Origin of the sequence: uncultured Pseudokineococcus sp., assembly GCF_947495735.1 — a bacterium.
GTDB lineage: Bacteria > Actinomycetota > Actinomycetes > Actinomycetales > Quadrisphaeraceae > Pseudokineococcus.
On record NZ_CANMAA010000008.1, the window covers coordinates 85134 to 105199 of the forward strand.

A 20066-nucleotide genomic window follows, 5' to 3' on the forward strand; every position below is an offset into this window, starting at 1 on the left:
CTGGGGTCGCCGCCCGCGCTCTTCTCTGTCCTGGTGCTCATGCCTGGCCTCTCACCGTCCGTGTCGTCCTGCTTGCGACGCGACGGACGGCGGTGTCCACGGCATCGACGCGCAGCATGGCACAGGCTGCCACGTCGGCACATCCTGTTAACCTCGGCGCCACCCGACCCGTGGAGCGCCCGTGACCGCTGAGACCGCCGACGCCGCCCCCGCGGCGCCGCCGCTGCGCCCCGACCTGCGCGAGCGCCGACGCCGCGAGACGCGCGCCGAGATCAGCGCCGTCGCGCTGGGCCTGGTCGAGGCGCGCGGGTACGCGGCGACGACGGTCGAGGACATCGCCCGCGCGGCCGGCGTCTCCCCGCGCACGTTCTTCCGCTACTTCCCCAGCAAGGAGGCCGCCGTCCTCGCCCCCGACGAGGAGGCGGAGGCGGCGCTGGCCGACGGGCTGGCCCGGCCGCGGCCCGGCTGCTCGCTGCTCGAGCGCGTGGAGGCGGCGTTCGGCGAGCTCGTCGCGCGGCTGGCGGCCGAGCCCGACGACGACGTCGTCCCCCGGATGCTGCGCGTGCGCCGCGTCGTCCTCGCCGACCCGGCGCTGACCGCCGCGGCCCTGGGCCTGCAGTCCCAGCAGGCCGACCGCGTGACCGAGCTGGTGGCCGAGCAGGCGGGCACGAGCGCGCACGACGTGCGCACGCGCGTGGTGGTCGAGCTCGCCGGCACCGCCGTGCGGCTCACCTGCGACGAGTGGGCCCGCCGCGCCGAGGCCGGCGAGCGGCCCGACCTCGTAGCGCTGCACGTGCAGACCTGGGCCCTGCTGCGCGAGGTCGTCGCGCCCGGCTGAGGCGCCCCCGGCCGGACCCACCGGCCGGACCCACCGGCCGGACCCGTCGGCGGGCCGCCGCGCCGGAGCGGCACGATGCGGCCTCGACGTCGACGCAGGAGGCCTCGTGGGAGACCGGACGACGGGCGCGCTCGTGCTGCTGCGCCACGGCCAGAGCGCGTACAACGCCGAGCGGCGCTTCACCGGGCTGCTCGACCCCGACCTGACCGAGCGCGGCGTCGCCGAGGCGCGGCGCAGCGCCGCCGAGCTGGACGCCGCTGCGCTGGTCCCGGACGTCGTGCTCGCCTCGCCGCTGCGCCGGGCGCGGCGCACGGCCGACCTCGTCGTCGAGGAGCTGCGCGGGCGCGGCCGCGAGGTCCCCGACCCGGAGCACGCGTGGGCGCTCGCCGAGCGCCACTACGGCGCCTGGACGGGCCGGCTCAAGGAGCCGCTGCGCGCGGAGGTCGGCGCCGACGCGTTCCACGTGGAGCGGCGCTGCTACGACGGCGCCCCGCCGCCGACGGCGCCAGACCACGAGCGCCTCGCCGACCTCGGTCCCGCCCTGGCGCACCTGCCCGCGGCGGCGGCGCGCGGGACGGAGGCGCTCGCCGACGTCGTCGAGCGGGTGGGGCCGTGGTGGCGCGAGGTCGCGTGGCCGCTGCTGCGGGAGGGCCGCACCGTCCTCGTCGTCGCGCACGGCAACTCGCTGCGCGCGCTGTGCGCGGTGCTCGACGACCTCGCCCCCGAGGAGGTCGAGGCGCTGAACCTGCCGACGGGGCAGCCGCTCGTCTACCGGCGCGGCGACGACGGCGCGCTGCACCCCCGCGGCGGCACCTACCTCGACGGGGAGGGCGCGCGGGCCGCCGCAGCGGCCGTCGCCGCCGAGGGCGGCACCTGACCGGAGCGCGCCGCCGCGGTCGCGGGCCGCCCTGGGGCTCCCTACGTTGGACGGGGGTCGCCCGAGCGCGGGCCCCGTGCGGAGCAGCGACGCACGAGCAGCGCGGGGCCCCTGGTGCCTGCGAGCACCCGAGCAGAGGACCTCCCATGGCCGACACCGCGATCTTCGACGTCGACGGCACCCTCGTCGACACCAACTACCAGCACGCGCTGGCCTGGTTCCGGGCCTTCCGGCGCTACGACATCACCCTGCCGATCTGGCGCCTGCACCGCGGCGTCGGCATGGGCGGCGACGTCTACGTCCCCGAGCTCGCGGGCCAGGACGTCGAGGAGGCGCACGGCGACGACCTGCGCCAGGCGTGGACCGAGGAGTTCGACCAGATGATCGGGGAGATCCAGGCGGTCGAGGGCGCCCACGAGCTGCTGCAGGACGTCAAGGACCGCGGCTTCAAGGTCGTCCTCGCCAGCTCGGGCAAGAGCGAGCACGTCGAGGCCTTCCTCGACCTGATCGACGGCAAGTCGATCGCCGAGGCCTGGACGACCTCGGAGGACGCGGAGACGAGCAAGCCCGCGCCCGACCTGGTCCAGGTGGCCCTCGCCAAGGTCGGGGGCGCCTCGGGCGTGATGGTCGGGGACTCGGTCTTCGACGCCATCGCCGCCGGGAAGGTCGACGTCCCGACGATCGCCGTGCGCACCGGCGGGTTCTCCATCGGCGAGCTCGAGGACGCCGGCGCGGTGCGGGTCTTCGACTCCCTCGTGGAGCTCCGCCAGAACCTCGACGACACCGCGCTGGCGCGCCCGAGCAGCTGATCCGGCGGGGGCTGCGCCCCGCCCGCCTCGGCCCGTGGCTCGGGCCGGCCCCGACGCCGCCTCAGGCGGAGGCGCTGCCCGCGGCGTCGACGCCGAGCTGGGCGGCCAGGGCGTCGCGGGCGGTGGTGGGGGTGCGGCCCAGCAGGTCGGCCAGGGCCGGGTCCGTGGTGGCGAAGTCGCCGCGGCGGCCGGCCGTGAAGAAGCTCATGATCAGCGGCACGTAGGCCTCGGGGGTGCCGCTCGCGACGAGGCCGGCCGCGTACTCCTCGTCGGAGACGGTCGAGCGGGTGATCTGCCGCCCGGTGAGGTCGGACAGCAGGCGGGCGACGTCGTCCATGTCGAGCAGCTCGGTGCCCGTGAGCGGTGGCGTGGTCGTCCCGAAGCGGTCGGGGTCGGTGAGGGCGAGGACGGCCGCCGCCGCCAGGTCCTCCTGGGTGGTCCAGCAGACGGGGCCGTCGGCGGGCAGGCGCAGGTCGCCGGTCTGCAGGCCGGCGCCGATCATCTGCAGCGCGCTGGCGGTGTGGAACCCGTTCCGCAGGGCGGTGGAGGCCACGCCGGAAGCGCGCAGGTCACGCTCGGTCTCGGCGTGCTCGACGGCCGGCGCGAACAGCGGTGCGGGGCTCGCCGCCGCGGCCATGTGCGAGGTGTAGACGATCCGCTCGGCGCCGGCGGCGACCGCTGCCTCGACCGCCGCCCGGTGGGCCCGGGCGTCGCTGGGGCCCGAGACGAGCAGGACCTGCGTCGCCCCCTCGAAGGAACCGGCCAGGGTGGCCGGCTCGGTGAAGTCGCCCCGACGCACCCGCACCCCGCGCTCGGCCAGGTCCTGGGCGCTCTCGGGGTCGCGGACGCTGACGGCCACCTCGGAGGCCGGCACCCGCTGCAGCAGGTGCTCGACGGCGGCGCGGCCCAGTCGGCCGGTGGCTCCGGTCATGACGATCACAGTGTTCTCCTCAACGTGGTTCCAGTGGTAACACCGATGCTAGTCCCATGGTTCCGTCGGTAGCAAGCCCTCGGTACCATCGGCAGCATGAGCGAGCAGGACGACGCGTCGCCGGCGACGGGACGGGCGCGCACGCGCGAGCACGTGGTCCGTGCGGCGGCGGCCCTGCTGGCCGACGGCGGGCGCGACGCGGTGTCGACGCGCTCCGTGGCGGCCGCGGCGGGGACGCAGCCGCCGACCATCTACCGCCTCTTCGGGGACAAGGCCGGCCTGCTCGGCGCCGTCGCCGAGCACGGGTACGCGACCTACCTCGCCGCGAAGCCGCCCGCGCGCACGGGGGTCGACCCGGTGGGCGAGCTCCGGGCGGGCTGGGACCTGCACGTCGAGTTCGGCCTGGCCAACCCGGCGCTGTTCTCCCTCATGTACGGCGACCCCCGGCCCGGCGAGCCCTGCGAGGCCGCCGTCCGGGGGCTGGAGGTCCTGCGGGCCAAGGTGGACGCCGTCGCCGCCGCCGGACGCCTGCGCGTCGACACCGGCCACGCGGCCCGGCTGATGCACGCGGCCGCCTGCGGCGTCGTGCTGACGCTGCTCGCCTCGTCCCCGGAGCGGCGCGATCCGGCGCTCTCGGGGGCCGCCTTCGACGCCGTCATCGCCGCCACCACCACCGACGGCCCCGCCGCTGCGGGAGGTGGGCCCGTCGCCGCCGCGAACGCCCTGCGCGCCGACCTGGGCGCCCTCACGGCGCTCACCGAGGCCGAGCGCTCGCTGCTCGACGAGTGGCTCGCCCGCACCACGCGCGGGCCGTCCGACGGGGGTCCCGACGAGCGCACCGCTCGCGCCTCCCCGGCGGGATCGTCCTAGGGTGCCTCGGTGGCGTAGGGCCGGTGGGGCGTCAGCCCGAGGTCCGCGGCGGCAGCGCCCGCACGCAGTCCGGGCGCAGCGGGGTCAGCACCGCCTCGGTGAGCCCCTCGAGCTGCTCGGCCCGGTCGGCGTCGAGGCGGTCGAAGACGAGTCGGCGCACCTCCCGGGCGTACCCCGGCTCGACGCGGTCCACCAGCTGCGCGCCCGCCTCGGTCAGGCGCGCCAGCGTGCGGCGGGCGTCGTCGGGGTCGCTGCTGCGGGTGATCCAGTGCCGCTTCTCCAGCCTGGCGACGATGCGCGACAGGTGCGAGGGGGTGACGTTGGCCGTGGTGGCGAGCCCGCTCATGTGGACCTCGCGGTCCTCGCTGGCCGACAGCCAGCGCAGGGCCTGGTACTCCGCGTGGCTGACCCCGGCTGCGCGCTCGAGGTGGGCGTCCAGCTCGGCCGGGAGCCACGTCATCACCCCGACGAGCAGGGACCAGGTGCGGTCCTGCTGCGGCGAGAGGTGCGTCGGCTCGTCCATCGCCCCACCGTAGCGTTGCTTGCCACGGCAAGCGTCTGTGCGTACGGTCGCTTTCCGCAGCAAGCATCTGCTGCGCCCGTCGACCTCCGGAGAGATGCCATGAAGGCTGCCCGCTACCACCGCTACGGCGACCCCGACGTCCTGGTCGTGGAGGACGCCCCCGAGCCCCGCGCCGGCGCCGGCGCGGTCCGCATCCGGGTCCGGGCCGTCAGCGTCAACCCCATCGACGTCCTGCTGCGCGCGGGTCACCTGCAGGCCGTGCTCCCCCTGGAGCTGCCCGCGGTGCCCGGCCGGGACGCGGTCGGGGTCGTGGACGAGGTGGGTCCGGACGTCGAGGGCGCGCAGGTGGGTGACCTGGTCTTCGGCCTCGGCGGCCTCAGCGACACCACCGCCGAGCTGGCGGTCCTGACGGCGTGGAGCGCCGTCCCCGCCGGCTGGTCGACCGAGCAGGCGGCCGCGGCCGGGCTCGCCTCGGCCACCGCCGCTGCCGCCCTCGAGGCCCTCGGTGACCTGGACGGAGCCACCCTGCTGGTCGAGGGGGCCTCCGGCGCGGTCGGCAGCGCCGTCGCCGCCTTCGCGCTGGCCGCGGGGGCGCGGGTGATCGGCACCGCCCGGCCGGCCAACCAGGTGCACCTCGCGGACCTGGGGATCACGGCGACCACGTACGGCCCGGGGCTGGACGAGCGGGTCGCGGCCCTGGCCCCGGCCGGTGTCGACGCGGCCGTGCACGCCGCGCCGTCGGCCTCCCTGCCGGACCTGCTCGCGATCGTCGGCGACCCCGCCCGCGTCGTCACGGTCGTCGACGGCGAGGGCGCGGCGCGGCTGGGACTGCGCCAGGTCAACGCCCGCAACGACTCCGCCCTGCTGCGCCACGCCGCCGACCTCGGCCGTCGAGGGCTCTACACCCCCCGCGTCGAGCACGTCCTGCCGCTGGGCTCCGTCGCCGAGGCCCACACCCTCGCCCAGGGCAGCAGCGGCAAGGTCGTCATCACCCTGCCCTGAGCCGCTGGACCGCAGCCGCTGGATCGACCGCCGACGACGCGGTGGACGACCTCGACCACGACGACGCCGGCCCGGGGGCACGTCCCGGGCCGGCGTCGCCCCGCCTGATCGGGGCTGGAGGGGGCCGTGCACCTCGCCCCGGAGCAGCTCGCCGCCGCCGTGGCGCGCGGGCCCAGGCGGACGAGGAGCGCGCCCTCCCACCTGAGGAGGGCCCGGAGCGCCCGCGGGGTGTCCCGTCCAGCGCGCGTGCGCGGAGATCCGTGTCCGACGGGCCAGCTGGGACGACGGCGCTCGCCTCCGCCTGCGCTGCGCCGCACGCGCTGGGCGACACCACGACACCTGGTCAGCTGAGGCCGGTCAGCTCGACCGTCGCCCGCCACAGCTCGGCCGCTCTCGCGGCGTCCAGCCCCCGACGGCCGGGTCGGCGCACCACCGGGTGGCCCTTGACGCTGCCGAGTCCGTCCGGGCCGACGTAGGCGTTGCCGGGCACGTCCCGCGTCGCGGCGAACAGCGTCGGCAGCGCGCCGTGCTCGGCGTCGTTGAGCAGCCGCCCACCCAGGCGCAGGACCGCCTTCTGCGACGAGTGGTCGACCAGGCCGGTGCGGGCGATGCCCGGGTGCGCCAGCACCGACCGCACCGCGCTCCCCGACGCGGTGAGCCGGCGCTGCAGCTCGAGGGAGAACAGCACCTGGGCGAGCTTGGAGTCGCGGTAGGCCTGCAGCGGCCGGTAGGGCCTGGCCCGCCAGTCGAGGTCGGGCACGTCCAGCCTCCCCAGCCGGTGCAGCTGGCTGGTCACGCTCACCACCCGGTCGGTGATCCGCGGGAGCAGCAGGTTCGTGAGCACGAAGGGGCCGGTGTAGTTCGTCGCCGTCTGCAGGTCCATCCCGTCCGCCGTCCGCGCGGCCGGGACGTCCATGATCCCGGCGTTGTTGACCAGCACGTCCAGCGGTCCGACCCAGGAGCCGGCGAACGCGCGCACCGAGCTCAGGTCCGAGACGTCCAGCCGGCGCAGCTCGAGCTCCCCGGGAAGGCCGTCGACCGCCTGCCGGGCCCGCTCCGGGTCCCGCACCCCCACCACGACCCGGGCACCGGCCCGGGCCAGCTCTCGCGCGGTGACCAGCCCGAGGCCCCGCGCACCGCCGGTCACCACGATCGTCCTGTCGGTCTGGTCCGCCAGGTCCGCCGCTGTCCAGGTCGCCATCTCGTCGCCTCCTCCGGCGGCCGCCCGGTGCGCCCGCCGTCGTCGAGTGCACGCCGCCGCAGCCGTCGGCAGGAAGGACACGTGCAGCCGCTGACCGGCGGTCAGTGGCTGCGGGACGGGCGACCAGTGACCCTGGACGACGACGGGAGGAGCAGCCGATGGGGATGCACGTCGATCGATCAGCGCTGGGTGACTTCCTGCGGGCACGGCGCGAGGCGCTGAGCCCGGAGGACGTCGGGCTCGTCGCGCGCCCGCGCCGACGGACACCGGGGCTGCGACGCGAGGACGTCGCCGAGCTGTGCGCCATGTCCGTGGACTACGTCGCGCGCCTGGAGCGCGGCGACGGCCCTCGGCCCTCGCCGCAGATGGCGGCGGCTCTGGCCCGCGGCCTGCGGCTGACCCTGGAGGAGCGCGACCACCTGTTCCTGCTCTGCGGGCACCGGCCGGCGGCACGGGAGCTGCGCGGCGAGCACGTGGGCCCCGGCTTGCTGCGGGTGCTGGACCGGCTGGGAGACACCCCCGCCCAGGTGATCGGTGCGGCCGGGGAGACGCTGCTGCAGACACCCGCTGCCGTCGCCCTGCTCGGCGAGCAGACGCAGTACGACGGCCTGGCTCGCAGCGCGCCGTACCGGTGGTTCACCGACCCGGCCGAGCGCGCCCGCTACCTGCCCGACGACCACGAGCACAACGGCCGGGTGCAGGTGTCCCAGCTGCGGGCGGCAGCCCTGGTCGGCGCCCGCTCGCGCGCGGCGCACGTGGTCGCCGAGCTGCGGCAGCGCAGCCCCGAGTTCGCCGGCTACTGGGACCGGCACGAGGTCGGGCTGCGATGGAGCGACGCCAAGCGCTTCCTCCACCCCCAGCTGGGCCGGTTGCAGCTGCACTGCCAGACGCTGCTCGACCCCGACCAGAGCCAGTCCCTGCTGGTCTTCACCGCGACCCCCGGCACCGAGGACGCCGAGAAGCTGGCGCTGCTCGCCGTCCTGGGCACCGACTCGTTCCCGGTGGGCTGAGTCCCCGACTGCCGACGTCTGCGGTGGGCGACGCCTCGCCAGGTGCCTGAGCTGGACCGCCGCGGCAGACGGTCGCCTGCCGGGGTGCCGCCCGGACGGCCACGGGGCCGTCAGGGGGTGGAGCGCCGGTGGTGGGTCGCCTCCTGAGCAGCCAGAGCAGCCGTCTCCTCGCTCGGCCGGCAGGGAGCTGTCAGGTCGCAGTGGGTGCTTCGCCGGGGTGTGCGGCGTCCTGCCGGCGGGCCATCGCCCACGACTGCCAGACGGCCAGGAGCGCGGCGCCGCCCCCGAGGACCGGACCCAGCACCGACATCCCGGTGAGCCGGGCTCCGCTGAGGACCCCGAGGACGCCGACGACGGCCACGACCGCGGCCGTGGCGGACACCGCGGCGGCGACCCGCCAGGTGTGCCCGCTGTCCAGGAGCCGGCCGGCGAGGGTGCCGCACCCTGCGCCCAGGAGGCCGGCGAGGACGACGAAGGGGAGCGTCAAGGGCGCGAGGTCCGCGCCTCCGCTCAACAGCACGGGCAGCGTGACCACCGCGAGGACGAGCGCTGCCGCCGTCGCTGCGCCGCGGACGGCTCCTGGCCCGGCCATGCTCACCGCGTCACCCCACCTCGGGTCGCCCGGTCGTCGCCGGCCGAGGCGCACCACGTCGACCGGGGGCTGCTGCGCAGGAGCGGGTGGCGGTGGGCGCCCACGGGGCGCCTCAGCGGGCGGCAGCGCGCCGGCGGCGCGCTGCGTCGACAGCCCCGACCGCGGTGAGCGCCAGCAGGGTGAGGGCGAACAGGCCCGCAGGGTGGAGGAAGGCGAAGATCTCGAGGCCGGAGCCCCACCCGCTCCACTGGTACCGCGCGAAGACCACCGCAGCGACGACGACGTGCGGCACGACGAGTGCAGCGCCGACGGCGACGTAGGTCGTGAAGCCCGCCGCAGCTCGCCAGAGGAGGACGGCAGCCACGGGCACCAGCGCGTAGGCGAGCCACCACAACCACTCCGTGACGAAGGTCGTGTCGTAGCTCGTCCCGTCGACCGTGGTGGCTCCCGGGGCGGTCGTCAGGGCCAGCACGCCGAGGATCGTCGAGAGCGCACCGACCATGGCGACGGGAGCCCAGGAGACCCGAGGCGGGCGAGGCGGTGCGTCGATCTCTTCCACGGTCATGGCGGAGGGTCTCACCACGACGTCCACCACCGCCGTGGTTCCCGGAGACCTGCTTCGACCGCGGACCGCACCTGGCGCGCTGCCCCAGTGCGTCCCTCCGTCCCGTCCTGGAGCCGATCGGCGCTGGGACGGCCTCGCCCTCGTCGACGACGCGCCGGTCAGCCGCTGCCCTCGTCGGCGATGAGCCAGGGACCGTCGCCGTCGCGGACGAGCAGGAAGGACCAGGTCGTGGGGCCGTCGGGCACCGAGTCGTCTCCGCCGCTGAGCTCGAAGGTGGTGCGCACGCTGGTCGCCTCGTCGTGGCCGTCGGCGAGGCTGGCGCCGGTCTCGACGTCGTCGTCGGTGGGGCGCTCCTCAGCGGGCTCCAGCGCGAGCTCGGTGATGGTGGGGGCGGCCCCGGCGGCGAGGCCGGTGCCGGCCTCGGCGTGCTCCGTCGTGGACAGCGAACCGGCGGTGTCGTCGTCGCCGACCTGTGCTGCGGCGAGGTAGGTGGCGACGACCGCCTCAGGGGCGTTGCCGGCAGCGAGGGTCGGGACGCCGGCGCTGCCGCACCCCGTGAGGACGAGGAGAAGGAGGAGAGGTGTCAGGCGTGGCGTGGGTGAGCGCATGTGCTGGATCGTGGCAGTGCTCTGCGCGCCCAGGAGTCGAGCTGCCCGGTCCGCGCCTCGCTGGCTGGCCGCGCTCCGGTCGACGTGGGCTCCGCCGTCCCACGTCGGCCCAGCAGGCGACGGCGGTCCTTCGCGGGGGAACCGGTGCGCCGCCCGGGGAGTCGTCGAGAGCGCCGCGACCGGCATCACCACGTCGAGGGCGGCTCGTCGTGGGCGGACCAGCGCGTCCGTCCTCGTCGCGATCGCGGCGGACACATCTCCGTGACTTCCGTCCCCACTGCTGCTGGTGCTCGGTCGCGCCGGCTCAGTCGTCGACGGGCTCGAAGAGGCGCCAAGCGCCCTCTTCGTAGGCGGTGAGCGCTTCCGCCGGGGCGCGTCCTCGGACCTGGTGGACCTGGGTGCCCACGGCGAGGTAGGCGGCGTCGCCGTCGCGGGGCTCGAAGTCGGGATCGCCGACGTCGGCGATGCGGCAGGTGACGGTGGTGATGACGTCGCTGACCTGGTCCTCCTCGAGCACCTCCTCGAGGCTGTCGTAGCTGGTCGCGTACATCTGCCCGTCGACGACGACGAAGGGGACCCAGTCGATCAGCGCATCGCCTCGGGCCGGGGGCGGGCAGGGCGGGGTCGAGGACTCCTCACCGGCGCGGGCCGACGAGCATCCGCCCACCAGCACGGAGGCGACGGTGGTCAGCAGGGCGAGGGCTGTCCGTGCGCCGCGGGCTGAGGTCGTCGTGGCCATGGCCATGGGACGCGCGCGTGGGCCGGGCCGGTTCCGCGCCGGACCCAGAGCGCCGTGCGGCCCGCCCGGCGCCGGCGGCGTCGGGCCTGGTGGAGCAGGTGGATGCCATGACCGGCGACGAGCCCAGCGGTCACCACGGGGAAGGTCCCGGACACGGACCCGAGCAGCTCCAGGCCACTGGCCTCCTCGGCGGCGAACGTCCACGGCAGGTAGGACGTCACCGCCGCGGCGGCCCCCGCCGCCACCGCTGCCCACGTCCGGGCGATGAGGAGCCCGCAGGCGAGGGCCAGCCCTGCCACCAGAAGCAGACCTGCCGGGCCGGCGGGCTCGTCGGGGGAGTACTGCCCGGTCAGGGCGAGCAGCGCCGGGACGCCGCAGACGCAGGTCAGCGCCCCGCTGAGCTCCACGCGATCCACGCGTCGTCCTGCGCCGCCGCACCCACCTCCTGGGTCGTCACGCGCGGGCACCCGGCCGCTCGGCCCCGATGGTGCGCTGGGCAGACGCAGCTCGACGTCGGTCCCGCCACTGCAGCACCCAGGCGTGGAGGACCACGTTGATCCACGCCGGGACGTAGAGCATCGCGTAGAAGATCACGAAGACCCGCACGGGAGGGGGCCAGGCGCCGTCGTCGGCACCCGGCGAGAGGGCGGGCACGAAGGCGGCCAGCGACCACGGCAGGCCCAGGGGGATCAACGGCGAGCCGGCCAAGCCCGCGCCGATGTTCGCGTCCTCGTCGGGGTGCCCGGCGACCCAGGCCGCGACCGACAGCACCGTCGGGACCGCCACCACGACGACGTGGGCCAGCAGGGACGGGTGACGCACCGACCAGCGTCCACTCAGGGCCAGAGGATGGACCCTCACGCAGACCGGGGGGAGGCGAACGGCCAGCCGAGGAGTGCTCGTTCTCGGCGAGGCAGGTGCTGGTGCGCTCGAGCTCGGCCCGGTGACGCAGGGCCCGACCCGGCACCTGTCGCGGGTGGGGGCACCGGCCGATGTCGGCCGGAGGCGTCTGCGGAGACGGCCGGGGCCACGTGTGCATGACCGCCGGAACTGCTCGGTCAGACGCACGAGCTCTTCAGCGGCACCGCCCTGCAGGCGCCATCTCGACGACTGCGTCGGCGAGCGCTCGGTCCGAGCGGTGCGTCGCCACGGCGACCGTCCGTCCCTCCACGCCGGTCAGCAGCTCGTCGAGCACCGCCGTCGCGGCGCCGGCGTCCAGGTGCTCGGCGGGCTCGTCGAGCAGGACGACGGGCGCGCCGGTGAGCAGGGCGCGGGCCACGAGCAGCCGGCGGCGCTCACCGCCGGAGACGTCGGTGCCGGCGGAGCCGAGGACGGTGCCGAGGCCCTCGGGCAGGGCCGTGGCCCACGCGGCGAGACCGACCTGGCCCAGCGCCGCGAGCAGCACCGCGTCGTCCACGGCACCGCTGGCGAGGCGGAGGTTCTCGCGCAGCGTGGTGGCGAACAGGTGCCCGTCCTCGGCGGCCAGCGCCACGAGCCCGCGGCGCTGGTCGTCGGAGAGCTCGTGCACCGGGACGCCACCGACCGTGACGGTGCCGGCGACCGGCGGGATCAGCCCCGCCAGCGTCAGGAGCAGCGTCGTCTTGCCGCAGCCGCTGGGGCCGGTGATCGCCAGGGTGGCGCCGGGCTCGAGGTCCAGGTCGAGGCCGGTCAGCACCGGCGCGGCGCCGGGCCAGCCGACCGACAGGCCGCGGGCGCGGATCGTCGTCCCGTCCGGGGTCTGCTCCACGACCGGCGCAGCCGTCGGGGCGCCGTCCACGAGCGCCAGCACCCGCGCCGCCGCGGCGCGGCAGCGCACGAGCGACGTCGCGGCGGCGGGCAGCGCGGCCACCCCCTCGAACGCGGCGAGCGGCAGCAGCGCCACCACGACGAAGTGCACCGCCGACAGCGCGCCGTCGGACGCCGCGGGCACGCCCACGACCAGCGAGCCGACGACCGCCGCGCCGAGGGCCAGCTGCACCAGCGCCTTCGCCGCGGCCGCCGGTCGCGCCGCGCGCTCGGCGGCCTCGTCGAGCCGGGCCTGGGCGCTCGCCAGCGCGTCCTGCCGCGCGGTGAGCTGACCGGCCACCGCGAGCTCGTCCGCGCCGTCGAGGACGGCCAGGGACTCCGCGGCCACGGCGCCGCGGGCGTCGGCGGCCTCGACCTCCGCCGCCCGGGCGGCGCGGCCCGCGAGCAGGGGGGCGCCGACGCCCGCCACCAGCAGCGCGGCGGCGAGCACCGCGCCGGCCGCGGGCAGCAGCGCGGTGGCCAGCACCACGGTCGCGAGGCCGGTCACCAGCGCGACGAGCGCCGGCAGCAGGACGCGCACCACCAGGTCGGCGAGGGCGTCGACGTCCGCGCCGAGCCGGGCGAGGAGGTCGCCGCGCCGCAGCCGCGCGACGGCGGAGGTGTCCGCCGCAGCCAGCCGCCGGTAGACGCCCTCGCGCAGGTCGACGACGCCGCGCAGCGCGACGTCGTGCGACACCAGGCGCTCGACGTACCGGAAGACCCCGCGCCCGAGGCCCAGCGCCCGCACGCACACCACCGCGACCGACAGCGCCAGCACCGGCGGCTGCTCGGCCGCCCGCGCGATCAGCCACGCCGACGTCGCCGCCAGCCCGACCGCGCACCCCAGCGCCAGCGACCCCGCGCCCACGGCACCGGCGAGGCGCCAGCGGGGGAGGTCGAGCATCGCCAGCGCGCGGACGGCCGGGTCGGCCAGCACGGCCGAGCGCACCCGGCGGGGGAGGCTCACGAGACGCACAGCGCGCCGTCCTTCGTGTCGTCAGACGTGGTGGGGGAGAGGTCGTCACCGGGGCGGGTCGGCGCCGGGACGGCGGGAGCGGCCGCGTCGACGGCCGCCGAGCGGACGGCCACCACCTCGTCGGCGACGGCCAGCAGCTCGGGCCGGTGCGCGACGACGAGCACCGCGCACCCGGCCGCGGCGAGCTCGCGGATCGTCGCCAGCACCACGGCCTCGGTGCCCGCGTCGAGGTGGGCCGTCGGCTCGTCGAGCACGACGACGTCCGCGCCCGCCTCCACGCGCAGCAGCACGCGGGCCAGCGCCACCCGCTGCCGCTGGCCGGCGGAGACGCCGACCCCGCCCTGCCCGAGCGGGGCGTCCCACCCGCGCTCGGCGACGACGGGCGCGAGCCCGACGCGCTCGGCGGCGCGTTCGAGCGCGGCGTCGTCGGCGTCGGGGGTGGCGAGGCGCACGTTGTCCGCGAGCGTCCCGGGGACGACGAGCGGGCGCTGCGGGACCCACGCGACCCGGCGGTGCGCCACGGGCACCGCGGTGCCGGAGGTCGGCGCCGCCAGGCCGAGCAGGACGGCGGCGGCCGTCGACTTCCCGCACCCGTTCGGCCCGGCCAGCGCGACGATGCGGCCGGGCGCGAGCGACATCGACAGCCCCGCCGGCGCGAGCACGCCGCGCCCGGGCTGCTCGACGCTGACGTCCACCAGCCGCACGGGGGCGCCGTCGGCACGGCCCGGCTCGCGGGCAGGAGCCGCGGGGAGCGGCGTCTCGAGCACCGCGAAGGCCTGCTCGGCCGCGGCGACGCCGTCCGCGCTGGCGTGGAAGGAGGCGCCGACCGCGCGCAGCGGCAGGTACACCTCGGGCGCGAGCAGCAGGACGACGAGCGCCGTCTCCAGGTCCAGCGACCCCGACACGAGCCGCAGCCCGACGCCCACCGCGACGAGGGCCACCGACAGCGTCGTCAGCACCTCGAGCACGAGGGAGGACAGGAAGGCCATCCGCAGCGTCGCGCCCGTCGCGGCCCGCGCGGCGTCGCCCGCGGCGCGCACCCGCGAGGCCTGGCCGGTCGCGCGGCCGAGCGCCCGCAGCGTCGGCAGGCCGGCGACGAGGTCGAGCACCTGCGCGCCGAGGGCCTGCAGGCTGTCCTGGCGGCGCAGGGCGGCGTCGCGCGTCGCCCACCCGACGAGGGCCATGAACAGCGGGACCAGCGGGAGCGTGAGCGCGATCGTGGCCACCGCCAGCAGGTCCGCGCGCAGCATCACGAGCAGCAGCGCCGGCGGCAGGAGCGCGGCGAGCAGCAGCTGCGGCAGGTAGGTGACGAGGTAGCCCTCGAGCCCGTCCAGCCCGCGGGTGGACAGCTCGGTGACGGCGACGGAGCGGTCCCCGAGGCCCCGCCGTCCCAGCCGTGCGGCGTGCGCGACGACGGCCGCCCGCAGCTGCCCGATCGTCTGAGTCGCCGCGCGGTGGGCGAAGCGCTCCTGCACCCAGACGACCCCGACGCGCAGCGCGAGGACGACGGCGAGCCATCCCGCGCTCGTCGCGACGTCGGACCACGCGTCGCCCCGCATCGTCACGCCGGCGACGGCGCGGGCCAGCAGCAGCGACTGCACGACGACGAGCACCGCCGTGGCGCCGCCCAGCAGCGCCGTCAGCACGACGTAGCGGCGGGCCGCGCGCGAGGTGCGCAGCAGGCGGGGGTCGAGCGGGCGCACGGCTCAGGCCTGACCGGGAGCGCTGCTGCTGGTGTCGGTGTCGGCCTCGCGCACGACCGTCGCGGGGCTGCTGCCCCCGCCGCCGCGCTGGCGCGGGACGACCTCCAGGCCGATGCCCGCGGGGATGTGGTCCACCGACAGCCGGCGGCGGAACACCCACAGCGTCCACCCCTGGTAGAGCAGGACGAGGGGGGTGAGGAAGCCGGCTACCCACGTCATCACGGTGAGCGTGTACTGCGTGGACGAGGCGTTCGCGATGGTGAGGGTGCCCGCCGGGTCGGTGCTCGAGGGCATCACGGCCGGGAAGAGCGACCCGAAGATGAGCACCACCGCCGCGACGACGACCAGGCACGTCCCGGCGAACGCCAGCCCCTCGCGGCGCCGCGGCGCCAGGACGACGACGGCCAGCAGGCCCGCGGCGGCGACGGCCACCACGCCCCAGGTCCAGCCCTTGCCGTGCGCCAGCTGGGTCCAGACCGCCCAGGTCCCGGCGACGAGGAGCGTCGGCACCGACAGCCGGACGGCGGTGCGGTGCGCGCGCTCGCGGACGTCGCCGAGGGTGCGCAGGCCCAGGAACAGCGCGCCGTGCAGCAGGAAGAGCATCAGCGTGGTGACGCCGCCGAGCAGCGCGTAGGGGCCCAGCAGGTCGAGCACCGAGCCGGTGGAGGTGAAGTCCGCGTCGATCGGCACGCCGCGCACGATGTTGGAGAACGCGACGCCCCACAGCAGCGCCGGGAGGACCGAGCCCACGAAGATCGCGACGTCCCACCGGGTGCGCCAGCGCTGCTCGTCGAGCTTGCCGCGGTACTCGAAGGCGACGCCGCGGATGATCAGCGCGAACAGGATGGCCAGCAGCGGCATGTAGAAGCCGCTGAAGAGCGTGGCGTACCACTCGGGGAACGCCGCGAACGTGGCGCCGCCGGCGACGATCAGCCAGACCTCGTTGCCGTCCCAGACGGGGGCGATGGTGTTGATGACGAGGCGGCGCTCGGCGTCCGACCGCGTGACGAACGGCATCAGCATGCCGACGCCGAAGTCGAAGCCCTCGAGCACGAGGTAGCCGGTCCACAGGACGGCGATGAGCAGGAACCAGACCAGCTGGAGGTCCACGGGGAGGTCTCGCTTCTCGGGGAGGGGGCTTCTCGGGAGGTGGAGGCGCGTCAGTACGCGAAGTGCAGAGGGGCGTCGGGCTGGCGCTGGTCGTCGCCCGGGGGCGCCTCGGCCGGCTGCGCGCCGTGCTGGACGTAGCGGCGCAGCAGGCCGAACCACACGACGGCGAGAACGCCGTACACGAGCGTGTAGACGACCAGCGAGGTGAGCACGGCCCACTCCGAGATCGGCGACACCCCCACCGCGGTCAGCAGCCGGACCTCCGTCTCGCCCGTCGGGTTCGGCGCGACGACCCAGGGCTGGCGCCCCATCTCCGTGAAGATCCAGCCCGTCGCGTTGGCGAGGAAGGGCATGGGCAGGGCGACCAGCGCGAGCCGGCCGAACCAGCGCTGCGACGGGATGCGGCCGCGGCGCGTGAGCCACAGGCCGGCCAGTGCGAGCGCCGCGGAGAAGACGCCGAAGCCCATCATCAGGCGGAAGGACCAGTAGGTGACGGGCAGCAGCGGCGTGTAGCTGCCGGGGCCGTAGAGCTGCTCGTAGCTGGCCTGCACCTCGCGGACGCCGGGGACCGTGGCGTCGACGTCGCCCGTGGCGAGGTAGGCCGTCACGCCCGGGACGGTGAGCTGGCGCACGTCGCAGCGGTTCTCGAGGTCGCCGACGGCGAAGATGCTGAAGCCCGCGCCGGTCTCGGTGTCGCACAGCGCTTCGGCGGCGGCCATCTTCATGGGCTGCTGCTCGAACATGAGCTTGGCCTGCGCGTCACCGGAGACGAAGACCCCCACGCCGCCGACGAGCAGCGCGACGAGCCCGACCATGAGCGCGGGGCGGTAGACCGCGGCCTCGTCCGTGCGGCCGGCCCTCATGTGCCGCACGCACCACCAGCCCGCGATGCCGGCGACGAACGTCCCGGCGACGACGAGGGAACCCGTCACCGTGTGCGGGAACGCCGCCAGCAGCGTCGAGTTCGTGAGGACGGCGAGGATGCTGTCCATCTCGGCGCGGCCGGTCTCGGGGTTGTAGTGGGTCCCGACCGGGTGCTGCATCCACGAGTTCGCGGCGAGGATGAAGTACGCCGAGGCGTTCACCGACAGCGCCACGAGCCAGATGCAGGCCAGGTGGACGAGGCGGGGCAGGCGGTCCCAGCCGAAGATCCACAGGCCGAGGAACGTGGACTCGACGAAGAACGCCGCGAGGCCCTCGATCGCGAGCGGCGCGCCGAACACGTCCCCGACGAAGCGCGAGTACTCGCTCCAGTTCATCCCGAACTGGAACTCCTGCACGATGCCGGTGACGACGCCGGTGGCGAAGTTGATGAGCAGGAGCTCGCCGAAGAACTTCGTCAGCCGCAGCCAGCGCTCCTGGCCCGTGCGGTGCCAGGCGGTCTGCATGACGGCGACGAGCGGTGCCAGGCCGATCGTGAGCGGCACGAACATGAAGTGGTAGATCGTGATGATGCCGAACTGCCACCGCGCGAGGTCCAGGGTGTCCACGCGAGCGACGCTAAGGACGGCGCCCGCCCGGGAGGCTCGCCGAGAGTCGCCCCTCCTCGGGACCAAGGTCCCTCACGTGCGCGCATCCGTCCCGGATGTCCGGATCAGCCAGGCTCGTCCACACGTCCCCCCGGGGCGAGTCGTCGCCTGCTCGCCCCGGGGGTCGCCCTCGTGGGGCGAGTCGTCGCCTGGTCGCCCACGTGCTGTCGTGCCGCGCCCCCTGGTCGGGGCGACGTCTCAGCGCACGACCACGGTGCTCCCGATCGGCATCAGGCCCTTGCTCCAGATCATGTCCATCGCCGCGGTGCTCACCCGGGCGCACCCGTGGGACGCCGGGTAGGCCGGGATGCTCGTGGAGCCGTGGACGGCGATGCCGTCCGGGTGGAAGTACCGCGGCCGGTACAGCCGGCCGAGCGCCGCGTCCCGCCAGCCGTCCTGGGCCCAGCTGACGCGGAAGGTCCCCGCGGGGGTGTCCGCGAGGCTCCGCCCGCCCTTGCTGTTCCGGTAGTACTCGAACGTCCCGGTGGACGTGTGCAGGACCGTCCGGACGCGCCCGCCGTCGACGAACAGGACGAGCCCGGCGTCGCGCACGACCTCCACGGCGCGCCCGCTGCGCGTGCTGGCCCGCGGGACGACGCCGGAGTCCAGCGCCCGGCGGGTCCTCGGCCCCAGGACGCCGTCGCGCGACAGCCCGGCCGCCCCCTGCAGGGCGAAGACCGCCTGCTCCGTGAGCGGGCCGAACGCGCCGTCCGGCGTGCCGAGCCAGTACCCCAGCGCGCTGAGCCGCTTCTGCGCCGCCAGGACCGCGGCGCTGCGGTCGCCGCGGCGCAGGACCGGCGCCGCTGCGGTCGAGCCGGCAGCCGAGGCGGTGAGGGCAGGTGGCGCCGACCCGACCCGCGGGGTCGTCGCCCCCGCCCCCGCGCCCGTGCCGAGGACGACCAGAGCTGCTGCCGCAGCTGCCGTCGCCGTCCTCACCAGGTGTGTCGTCGTCGTCCCTCGTCGCATGGCCGCCCCCACGTCCTCGCACCGAGCGTGACGACGTGGTCGTCGCCGCGCACGCCTGATCGTCCTCGCCGCGACGGCTCGTGTCCGGCGCTTCGGCGGATCGGTGGACGACGCACCGGCGCACCGGGGGACGACGCAGGGCCCCGCGGGGCTCAGCCCGCCGACCCCGTGGCGGCCCACAGGTCGGGGCCGAAGACCTCGTAGTGGATGCGCTCGGCCGGCACGCCCTGGCGCAGCAGCCCGGCGCGCACCTCGCGCATGAACGGCAGCGGCCCGCACACGTACGCCACCGCGCCGTCGGGGACGGCGACGTCGGCCATGTCGACGAAGCCCTCCCGCGGCACCGCGCCGCCGCCGGTGACCGGGTCGGCGCCGGGGCGCTCGTACCAGACGTGCTGCTCGGCCCGCGGCAGCTGCGCGCTCAGGGCGTCGACCTCCTCGCGCAGCGGGTGGACGTCCCGCGAGCGGTCGGCGTGCACCAGCACGACCTGCCGGTCCGGCGTCCGCCGCGCCACGGTGTCGAGCATCGCCGCCATCGGCGTGATGCCGACGCCGGCGCTCGCGAGCACCAGCGGCGCCGTCGAGGTGTCCAGCACGACCTCGCCGAAGGGCTCGCTGAGCAGCAGCGCGTCGCCCTCGCGGACGTCGTCGTGCAGGTACGTCGACACGGCGCCCTCCGGGGCGCCGTCGTGCGCCGCGACCCGGCGCACGCTGATGCGCAGGGAGTCCCGGCCGGGGCCGCGGGAGAGCGTGTACTGGCGGGGCTGGCGGCGCCCGTCCGGCAGGTCGACGACCACGGAGACGTACTGGCCCGGCGAGAAGTCGGGCACGGCGTCGCCGTCCGCCGGGGTGAGGACGAAGGACGTGACCTCCTCGGTGCTCGCCTCCTTGGCGCGCACCACCCACTCCCGCCACGGGTCCTCGGGGTCGACGCCGGCCCCCTGGTACAGGCGGGCCTCGGCGGCGACGAGCTGCACGGCGAACAGCCAGTACACCTCGTCCCACGCCCGGGCGACCTCCGCCGTCACGGCGTCGCCGAGGACCTCGCCGACCGCCTCCGTCAGGTGCCGGCCGACGACCAGGTACTGCTCGGGGCGGATGTCGAGCGCCGCGTGCTTGTGCGCGATGCGGGCCATCACGCGGTCGAAGTCGACGTCACCGCCCGGGCCGGCGTCGTCGCCGTCCTGGGCGAGCAGGTGCTCTGCGTAGGCGACGACGGACATCGCCAGAGCCTGCTGCTGCTCGCCGCTGGCCTGGTTGGCGGCGTTGAAGGTGCGCAGCAGCTCGGGGTGCGCCGAGAGCATCGCGGCGTAGAAGGTCGTCGTGATCTGGACGCCGTGGGCCTGGACGGCGGGCAGCGTCGCGCGCACGACCTCGGCGGAGCTGGGGGACAGGATCGACATGGGACCTCTTCCGGGTCGTCGGGTCGTGA

The 20066-nt window shown here is 76.1% G+C and carries 21 protein-coding genes; 6 read left to right on the forward strand and 15 right to left on the reverse strand.

The window, feature by feature from the left end:
- Positions 1 to 181 precede the first annotated feature (181 nt).
- The 3 genes from Q0848_RS12205 to Q0848_RS12215 all read left to right on the forward strand — a co-directional run bounded on the left by Q0848_RS12205 (position 182) and on the right by Q0848_RS12215 (position 2524).
- Positions 182 to 838, forward strand: coding sequence for a TetR family transcriptional regulator (locus Q0848_RS12205; RefSeq protein ID WP_299037911.1), 657 nt, complete (start codon positions 182 to 184; stop codon positions 836 to 838).
- Positions 839 to 944: 106 nt separating this feature from the next.
- Positions 945 to 1715, forward strand: a complete 771-nt coding sequence (locus Q0848_RS12210) for a 2,3-diphosphoglycerate-dependent phosphoglycerate mutase (RefSeq protein ID WP_299037913.1) — start codon at positions 945 to 947, stop codon at positions 1713 to 1715.
- Positions 1716 to 1861: 146 nt separating this feature from the next.
- Positions 1862 to 2524, forward strand: coding sequence for an HAD family hydrolase (locus Q0848_RS12215; RefSeq protein WP_299037914.1), 663 nt, complete (start codon positions 1862 to 1864; stop codon positions 2522 to 2524).
- Positions 2525 to 2585: 61 nt separating this feature from the next.
- Here Q0848_RS12215 and Q0848_RS12220 read toward each other — a convergent pair whose 3' ends face one another.
- The gene (locus tag Q0848_RS12220; protein WP_299037916.1) at positions 2586 to 3455 is read right to left on the reverse strand and encodes an NAD(P)H-binding protein; all 870 of its coding nucleotides are present in this window, start codon (positions 3453 to 3455) and stop codon (positions 2586 to 2588) included.
- A gap of 96 nt (positions 3456 to 3551) precedes the next feature.
- On the opposite strand from Q0848_RS12220, the gene Q0848_RS12225 reads away from it, so the two are divergent.
- Positions 3552 to 4325, forward strand: a complete 774-nt coding sequence (locus tag Q0848_RS12225; RefSeq protein ID WP_299037918.1) for a TetR/AcrR family transcriptional regulator — start codon at positions 3552 to 3554, stop codon at positions 4323 to 4325.
- Positions 4326 to 4356: 31 nt separating this feature from the next.
- Here the strand turns inward: Q0848_RS12225 and Q0848_RS12230 are convergent, their stop codons facing one another.
- Complete coding sequence (locus tag Q0848_RS12230; RefSeq protein ID WP_299037920.1) at positions 4357 to 4848, reverse strand: MarR family winged helix-turn-helix transcriptional regulator; 492 nt, start codon at positions 4846 to 4848, stop codon at positions 4357 to 4359.
- Between the two features lie 99 nt (positions 4849 to 4947).
- Here Q0848_RS12230 and Q0848_RS12235 point away from each other — a divergent pair, with 99 nt between their 5' ends.
- On the forward strand, positions 4948 to 5850 hold the full coding sequence (locus Q0848_RS12235) for an NADP-dependent oxidoreductase (protein WP_299037922.1): 903 nt from the start codon (positions 4948 to 4950) through the stop codon (positions 5848 to 5850).
- A 343-nt stretch (positions 5851 to 6193) separates the two neighbouring features.
- On the opposite strand, the gene Q0848_RS12240 is transcribed toward Q0848_RS12235, so the two are convergent.
- A complete protein-coding gene (locus Q0848_RS12240; protein ID WP_299037923.1) occupies positions 6194 to 7051 on the reverse strand; it encodes an SDR family NAD(P)-dependent oxidoreductase in 858 nt (285 codons plus the stop codon).
- A 164-nt stretch (positions 7052 to 7215) separates the two neighbouring features.
- On the opposite strand from Q0848_RS12240, the gene Q0848_RS12245 reads away from it, so the two are divergent.
- On the forward strand, positions 7216 to 8061 hold the full coding sequence (locus Q0848_RS12245) for a helix-turn-helix transcriptional regulator (protein WP_366146583.1): 846 nt from the start codon (positions 7216 to 7218) through the stop codon (positions 8059 to 8061).
- 190 nt (positions 8062 to 8251) lie between these two features.
- On the opposite strand, the gene Q0848_RS12250 is transcribed toward Q0848_RS12245, so the two are convergent.
- The 12 genes from Q0848_RS12250 to Q0848_RS12305 all read right to left on the reverse strand — a co-directional run bounded on the left by Q0848_RS12250 (position 8252) and on the right by Q0848_RS12305 (position 20037).
- Entirely contained in the window at positions 8252 to 8659 is a 408-nt protein-coding gene (locus tag Q0848_RS12250) for a hypothetical protein (protein WP_299037928.1), read from the reverse strand.
- A gap of 106 nt (positions 8660 to 8765) precedes the next feature.
- Positions 8766 to 9155: a hypothetical protein gene (locus Q0848_RS12255; RefSeq protein WP_299037930.1), complete on the reverse strand. Its 390-nt coding sequence runs from the start codon at positions 9153 to 9155 to the stop codon at positions 8766 to 8768.
- Positions 9156 to 9376: 221 nt separating this feature from the next.
- The gene (locus Q0848_RS12260) at positions 9377 to 9826 is read right to left on the reverse strand and encodes a hypothetical protein (protein WP_299037931.1); all 450 of its coding nucleotides are present in this window, start codon (positions 9824 to 9826) and stop codon (positions 9377 to 9379) included.
- 304 nt (positions 9827 to 10130) lie between these two features.
- A complete protein-coding gene (locus Q0848_RS12265) occupies positions 10131 to 10565 on the reverse strand; it encodes a hypothetical protein (RefSeq protein ID WP_299037933.1) in 435 nt (144 codons plus the stop codon).
- The gene (locus tag Q0848_RS12270) at positions 10514 to 10981 is read right to left on the reverse strand and encodes a hypothetical protein (RefSeq protein WP_299037935.1); all 468 of its coding nucleotides are present in this window, start codon (positions 10979 to 10981) and stop codon (positions 10514 to 10516) included. The genes Q0848_RS12265 and Q0848_RS12270 overlap by 52 nt, the downstream gene beginning before the upstream one ends.
- Positions 10982 to 11018: 37 nt before the next feature.
- Positions 11019 to 11387, reverse strand: coding sequence for a hypothetical protein (locus tag Q0848_RS12275; RefSeq protein ID WP_299037938.1), 369 nt, complete (start codon positions 11385 to 11387; stop codon positions 11019 to 11021).
- A 253-nt stretch (positions 11388 to 11640) separates the two neighbouring features.
- Positions 11641 to 13317, reverse strand: coding sequence for a thiol reductant ABC exporter subunit CydC (cydC, locus tag Q0848_RS12280; protein ID WP_299037940.1), 1677 nt, complete (start codon positions 13315 to 13317; stop codon positions 11641 to 11643).
- On the reverse strand, positions 13314 to 15029 hold the full coding sequence (gene cydD, locus Q0848_RS12285) for a thiol reductant ABC exporter subunit CydD (RefSeq protein ID WP_299037942.1): 1716 nt from the start codon (positions 15027 to 15029) through the stop codon (positions 13314 to 13316). The genes cydC and cydD overlap by 4 nt, the downstream gene beginning before the upstream one ends.
- Positions 15030 to 15032: 3 nt before the next feature.
- Positions 15033 to 16139 carry a cytochrome d ubiquinol oxidase subunit II gene (cydB, locus tag Q0848_RS12290; RefSeq protein ID WP_299037944.1) on the reverse strand — a complete coding sequence of 369 codons (1107 nt, stop codon included), beginning with the start codon at positions 16137 to 16139 and terminating at the stop codon, positions 15033 to 15035.
- Positions 16140 to 16189: 50 nt separating this feature from the next.
- A complete protein-coding gene (locus Q0848_RS12295; protein WP_299037946.1) occupies positions 16190 to 17629 on the reverse strand; it encodes a cytochrome ubiquinol oxidase subunit I in 1440 nt (479 codons plus the stop codon).
- Positions 17630 to 17866: 237 nt separating this feature from the next.
- A complete protein-coding gene (locus Q0848_RS12300) occupies positions 17867 to 18604 on the reverse strand; it encodes a L,D-transpeptidase family protein (protein ID WP_299037947.1) in 738 nt (245 codons plus the stop codon).
- A gap of 182 nt (positions 18605 to 18786) precedes the next feature.
- Positions 18787 to 20037 (reverse strand): globin domain-containing protein, encoded by a 1251-nt coding sequence (locus tag Q0848_RS12305; RefSeq protein ID WP_299037949.1) that lies wholly within the window; start codon positions 20035 to 20037, stop codon positions 18787 to 18789.
- Between the last annotated feature and the right edge of the window lie 29 nt (positions 20038 to 20066).